We start from the raw sequence: 6,471 nt of genomic DNA, 5'->3' as shown, positions 1-6,471 counted from the left end.
GTTCTGACACGAGATCATACGGAAAAAATGTTAAAAGCATTCGGTGCGCAACTTGAAATAGAAAAAGATAACGAAGGTGCGCGTTTGATTCATCTTAATGGTCAACCCCATCTTACTGGACAAACGATTCATATTCCGGGTGATCCTTCTTCTGCTGCTTTTCCAATTATCGCAGCCCTTCTTGTAGAAGACTCTGATATCACCATTGAAAATGTTTTGATAAATAACTCTCGAATAGGACTTATCGAAACATTGTGGGAAATGGGTGCTCAAATTGAATTTTTGAACCGACGTCAAACAGGTGGAGAGGATGTTGCTGATCTACGGATAAAATCATCGGTCCTTAGAGGCGTTACGGTGCCCAAAGAACGTGCTCCATCGATGATAGATGAATATCCTGCTTTGGCAGTAGCAGCAGCCTTTGCAGAAGGCAAAACAGTTATGCTAGGCATTGAAGAATTGCGTGTAAAAGAATCAGATCGATTGTCTGCTGTTGCTCAAGGATTAAAAATTAATGGCGTAGACTGTGAAGAAGGTCAAGATTTTCTTGTTGTTTATGGAAAAGGTTCTGCCAAAGGTTTGGGGGGTGGGTATGTTGCCACACATCTTGATCATCGAATTGCTATGTGTTTTCTCATTTTTGGGCTTGTGTCAGAAAAACCTGTTACCATTGATGATAAACGAATGATCGCTACGAGCTTTCCAGAATTTATTCCTTTTATAAAAAAACTTGGGGGGAGAATCGCTTGAAGCCTTTTGTTATTGCTATTGATGGACCTGCAGCCTCAGGCAAAGGAACCTTAGCACGTAAAATTGCTGCACATTATCATCTTCATCATCTCGATACTGGTCTCACTTATCGTGGTGTTGCTTATGCGCTTTTACAACAAAATTTATCTCTTCATGATGAAAGTAATGCTATTATTTATGCTAAAGAACTTGATTTTAATACCTTAAATCCTTCTCTTCTTTCTTCTCATGAACTTGGTGAAGCGGCTTCAAAAATAGCAATTAACCCTGCTGTACGCAAAATTCTTGTCGAAAAACAACGCAACTTTGCTAAAGTTTTGCCCGGCTGTGTGCTTGATGGGCGTGATATCGGAACGATTGTTTGTCCTGATGCCGATATCAAGTTTTATATTCTAGCCAATGTTCAAACACGCGCCAAACGCCGCTACCAAGAGATTTTAAAAAAAGGTGTTCAAGCAAATTATCATGAAATCCTAGCTCAACTTGAACAGCGCGACAGTCGCGATATAACGCGCAAACAAAGCCCACTAAAACCAGCAAAAAACGCCCACTTGCTTGATACGTCAGAATTGAGTATAGAAGCAACATTTGAAATTGCATGTAGTTTTATTGATCCAATCATAAAAATGCATATAATTGGATAAATTCGTCAAGGTGACTTCCGGCCTAGCGCTAACTTTTTTTCCTGTATTTAAGGAAAAAGGCAAGAAGTTGCTTATGTTAACACTAACCTAGCGCTCATACCTTATAATACAAGGTATATATTAGGAGTTCTTATGTCACAATACAATCCCACAACAGCGGATTTTGAAGCCCTTTTAACAGAATCTTTTCAAACTAATGATCTTAATGAAGGATCTGTTGTTAAAGGTCGTGTTATTGCAATCGAAAAAGACATGGCCATTATTGATGCTGGTCTTAAAGTCGAAGGACGTATTCCTCTCAAAGAATTTGGAGCTAAAGCAAAAGATGGTTCTTTGCAAGTTGGCGATGAAGTTGAGGTTTACATTGAACGCATTGAAAATGCGATGGGTGAAGCTGTTTTATCGCGTGAAAAAGCACGGCGCGAAGAAAGTTGGGTCCGTTTGGAGGAAAAATTCAATGCTGGTGCGCGCGTTGATGGAGTGATCTTTAGCCAAGTAAAAGGTGGTTTTACAGTCGATCTTGATGGTGCCGTTGCTTTCTTACCTCGCAGCCAAGTTGATATTCGTCCCATTCGTGATGTTTCACCTCTCATGCATAATTCACAGTCCTTTGAAATTTTGAAGATGGATCGTCGTCGTGGCAATATTGTGGTCTCACGCCGCACTGTTTTAGAAGAAAGTCGCGCTGAGCAACGTTCAGAAATCGTACAAAATCTTGAAGAAAACCAAATCGTTGAAGGTGTGGTGAAAAATATTACAGATTATGGTGCCTTTGTTGATCTTGGTGGGATTGATGGTCTCTTGCACGTTACAGATATGGCATGGCGGCGTGTTAATCACCCATCTGAAGTGCTCACAATTGGCCAAACGATTAAAGTGCAGATTATTCGCATTAATCAAGATACGCACCGTATTTCTCTTGGAATGAAACAGCTTGAAAGTGATCCTTGGGAAAGCATCAGTGTCCGGTATCCGATTGGTAAAAAAATTACGGGTGCTGTTACCAACATTACTGATTACGGTGGTTTTGTTGAAATTGAACCAGGAATCGAAGGGCTGATCCATGTTTCTGAAATGAGCTGGACAAAGAAAAATGTTCATCCTGGAAAAATTCTGTCTACATCACAAGAAGTAGAAGTGGTTGTTCTTGAGATTGATCCTTCTAAACGGCGTATTTCTCTTGGCTTAAAACAAACATTTGAAAATCCATGGGAAGCTTTTGCCAATAAATTTCCTGTCAATTCGCAAATTGAAGGAGAGGTTAAAAATAAAACAGAATTTGGTCTCTTTATTGGGCTTGAAGGCGATGTTGACGGTATGGTTCATCTGTCTGATCTTGATTGGAACCGTCCTGGTGAACAAGTCATTGATACTTACAATAAAGGCGATATCGTTAAAGCTGTGGTTCTTGATGTTGACATTGAAAAAGAGCGCATTTCTCTTGGAATTAAGCAGCTTTCCAGCGATAAAGTTGGAGAAGCAGCTGCTTCTGGCGAATTGCGAAAAGGTGCAGTTGTAACATGCGAAGTGATTGCTGTTAACGACAATGACATTGGTGTGAAATTGATTGACCACAACCTTGAGACAACTATTCGGCGTGCTGATCTTGCGCGTGATCGTGATGAGCAACGTCCTGAGCGTTTCGCAATTGGGCAAAAGGTTGATGCTCGCATCACAGCATTTGATAAAAAAACACGTAAAATTTCAGTATCAATCAAAGCTTTAGAAATTGCAGAGGAAAAAGAAGCTGTTGCACAATATGGTTCTACAGATTCAGGTGCTTCTCTTGGTGATATTCTGGGTGCAGCTTTGAAAAAACAAGAACAAGATTAATCATCAATCATTAAAGTTGATGTTGTTATTAAGGTCACTCATTTTAAGAGTGACCTTTTTATTTTCTAAAGAAATTGTCTACTTATTTTTTAATTATTGCGTCAAAAATTGCAAATGCTTGCAAATAAAAACAAAAAGTTTGTTTTTTTGTCTATCAACGGTTCACTATTCAGATAAAATGCTTACAATTTAAATAAAAAACGATGTAATTAAATAACAATGGGACATGGCGTGCATAATATCCTTCATAAAATACTTTTTTCTCAAACAGAGAGAAAAGATCATTTTACTAATACGGATTTTCCTCTTCGTGCAATTTATAAAGTACAGGAAGATCTTTATAATTTAGGGCATGATATAGCTTCTGGTAAAGAAGTTTTACTCCCTGAATATGAGGGAGTAGAAGATTTTCGCAAGAGATTGAATGAAAGTGCTAAACTTATTCTTCATGCCTTTCATACCAGTGATTTTGCTGCCCAAAATGATGAGACCATCGCACCGTCTGCTCAATGGCTCATTGATAATTATTACGCCATTGATAAAACCATACAACAGCTACGCCGTAACCTCCCCAAGTCCTTTATAAAGCAACTTCCTCTTTCTAGACAAAAAGCAGGAATGCCACGAATTTTTATTTTAACTTGGCTTTATATCGCGCATACTGATAGTAGTTTTTCACAAGAAACACTGACTGCTATGATTAATGGATTTCAAGAAGTTTGTGCGCTCACAATTGGTGAATTGTGGGCTCTTCCTTCTGTGATGCAGATGCTGCTCATTGAAAATGTCCGTCGTCTTTCAGTCCGTATTGAAAAAGCGCGGCGTATGCGTCATCTTGCTAGTCAAGTGGCTGATAAAATTTCTCTTGTAGAAAATAAACCAAAACTCCATTCTATTTTTACGCAGTATCAACCACTTACTATTGATCCAACCTTTTCAGCGCATTTATTTTATCGTTTGCGCAGTGCATCTATTGATTCAACCGTAGCATTAACTTGGCTTGAAAAACAATTGGAAAGCCAAGGCAGTAGCTTAGAGATTGCAACAGCCGATGAACACACCCGACAAGCAGCAGATGGTGTGACCATGGGTAATATTATCAGTGCTCTTAAAGCTATAGATGATGTTGATTGGACAGCATGGTTTGAAACAGTGAGTTGTGTTGATTCTATTTTGCGTAAAAATAGTGATTTTTCTGAAATTGATGCTCACTCACGCAATATTTATCGACAAGTCATTGAAAAAGTTTCACGCTTTTCACCTCTTAGTGAACTGGAAGTTGCACATAAAGTTGTAGAAATGGCAAATTCCACTTCTAAAGATATGCCTCATCATTCTTGTGTGGGGTGGTACCTTGTTGATGATGGTTGTGGTATATTTGAAAAGGCTTGTGGATATATTCCGCCCTTTCTCATAAAATGGACACGCGCTTCCTGTTGCTCAAAATTGAGAGTCATGGCCGTTCCTGTCTCTTTTCTAACGCTTGCTCTTTTGCTTGTAATTTACGCTTTTTTACAAGTGTTTGGCATGACACAATGGATGTCTTTTTGCTTTACTGTATTGGCGCTTTTTCCTGCTATCGATGCTGCTTTTGCTTTATTTAACACTGTTGTTTCTTGGTTTGTCCCATCAAAACAACTCATTGGTTATGAATATAAAGAAGGTATTCCGGGATATGCGCGGACAATGGTTGTTGTACCTACTTTGATGACATCACGCGATGATATTGATGAACAAGTGCGCAATCTTGAAGTGCACTATCTTTCCAATCCTAAAGGTGCCATTCATTTTGCACTCATTACAGATTGGGTGGATGCTCCATTAAGAGAAACGCAAGATGATCTTGATTTATTACACTATGCGCAAAAGAGTATTGATAAACTCAATAGTCGTTATCATCGTGATGAACTTCCGCTTTTTTTCCTTTTACATCGCCGACGCCTTTATAATACAAGCGAAAAATGTTGGATGGGATGGGAACGAAAGCGAGGAAAACTTCATGAACTCAATCGACTCTTAAGAGGCGATAAAAACACGAGCTTTTATCCTCCCAATCCACGTCTTCCTATGGATTGCCGTTTTGTTATGACTCTGGATTGTGATACACGTCTTACTCCAGAGAGCGTCACACAACTTGTTGGAAAGCTTAACCATCCACTCAATCATCCCATTTTTGATCCACAAAGTGGAAAGGTTGTAAAGGGCTATAGCATTTTACAACCACGCATTATTCCTTCTCTTACAACAGAAAAAAAAACATCAATTCTCCAACGCGTTTTTTCTACCAACCGTGGTATTGATCCTTATGTTTTTGCTGTTTTTGATACGTATCAAGATCTTTTAGGAGAAGGCACCTTTATCGGTAAAGGGCTTTATAATATTGATGCATTTGAACGAGCACTTTACGGCAAAATTAAAGAAAATACTGTTCTCAGTCATGATCTCTTAGAAGGAGGATATGCTCGTACTGCTTTTGTAAGTAGCGTAGAAATTGTTGAAGATTATCCGACAGCTTATAATATTGATGTTATGCGGTATCATCGCTGGATCCGCGGTGATTGGCAACTTTTACCTTATCTTTTTTTTCCTCGTCAAATAAGCTTTGTAACGCGTTGGAAAATGCAGGATAATTTACGTCGTTCTCTCATGCCACTTATGTGGTTAATCGCAGCATTTTCAGGCTGGACTCTTTTGCCATTAAAGAGTGCAATCGTCTGGCAACTATTCTTGTTGTTTAGCTCCTTCATTTCACCCATTCTATGTGTATTAAAAACGTTTGTCTCATCCAATATAGATCATTCTTTGCGTGGACATTTTCAATTAATTTGGAACAAAATTGCTCTTACAAGCGCTGATATATTTCTTAAAACGACGTTTCTTGCGCATTCGGCGTATTTTATGACCGATGCGATTATTCGTACACTCTATCGTATGACGATTTCAAAACGGCATCTTCTTGAATGGAAAACTTCTGCCGCAACAAAATCAATACCCAATAGTTTGCGTTTCTATGTTTTTACAATGGCACCAGCATCGCTTATTGGTATTCTTACTATAGCACTCCCCCTTTTTTCTGATAGTTTTGCAAGCTTGGTTGCTTTGCCTTTTGGGATAGCATGGTTTTTTTCACCCTTCATTGCTTGGATTGTGAGTCAACCTTCAACCTTTCAAGATAGCCTTTATCTTTCTTCAAAAGATGAAAAAAAACTCCGTTCTATTGCACGGCGGACATGGCTTTATTATG

At 38.8% G+C, this 6,471-nt stretch carries 3 protein-coding genes and 1 pseudogene; all 4 read left to right on the top strand.

What is annotated here, in order from left to right:
- The coding region (locus ACFIO3_RS07060) for a 3-phosphoshikimate 1-carboxyvinyltransferase (protein WP_375704248.1) at window positions 1-750 on the top strand (750 nt) is incomplete at its 5' end.
- The gene (gene cmk, locus ACFIO3_RS07055) at window positions 747-1,394 is read left to right on the top strand and encodes a (d)CMP kinase (protein ID WP_375606160.1); all 648 of its coding nucleotides are present in this window, start codon (window positions 747-749) and stop codon (window positions 1,392-1,394) included. The genes ACFIO3_RS07060 and cmk, both read left to right, overlap by 4 nt.
- A 132-nt stretch (window positions 1,395-1,526) precedes the next feature.
- Entirely contained in the window at window positions 1,527-3,227 is a 1,701-nt protein-coding gene (rpsA, locus tag ACFIO3_RS07050) for a 30S ribosomal protein S1 (protein WP_026500132.1), read from the top strand.
- A 231-nt stretch (window positions 3,228-3,458) separates the two neighbouring features.
- Window positions 3,459-6,471 (top strand): annotated as a pseudogene (locus ACFIO3_RS07045) (protein ndvB); the annotation flags it as partial.

Source organism: Bartonella sp. AD328YNZD (assembly GCF_042196425.1).
Note: the sequence above shows the minus strand (reverse complement) of the source record. Positions and strands in the feature narration are given on the sequence as shown.

What these genes read in the sequence shown, in the direction of transcription:
- rpsA (WP_026500132.1), top strand. Translation starts at nt 1,527, where the DNA reads ATGTCACAATACAATCCCACAACAGCGGATTTTGAAGCCCTTTTAACA.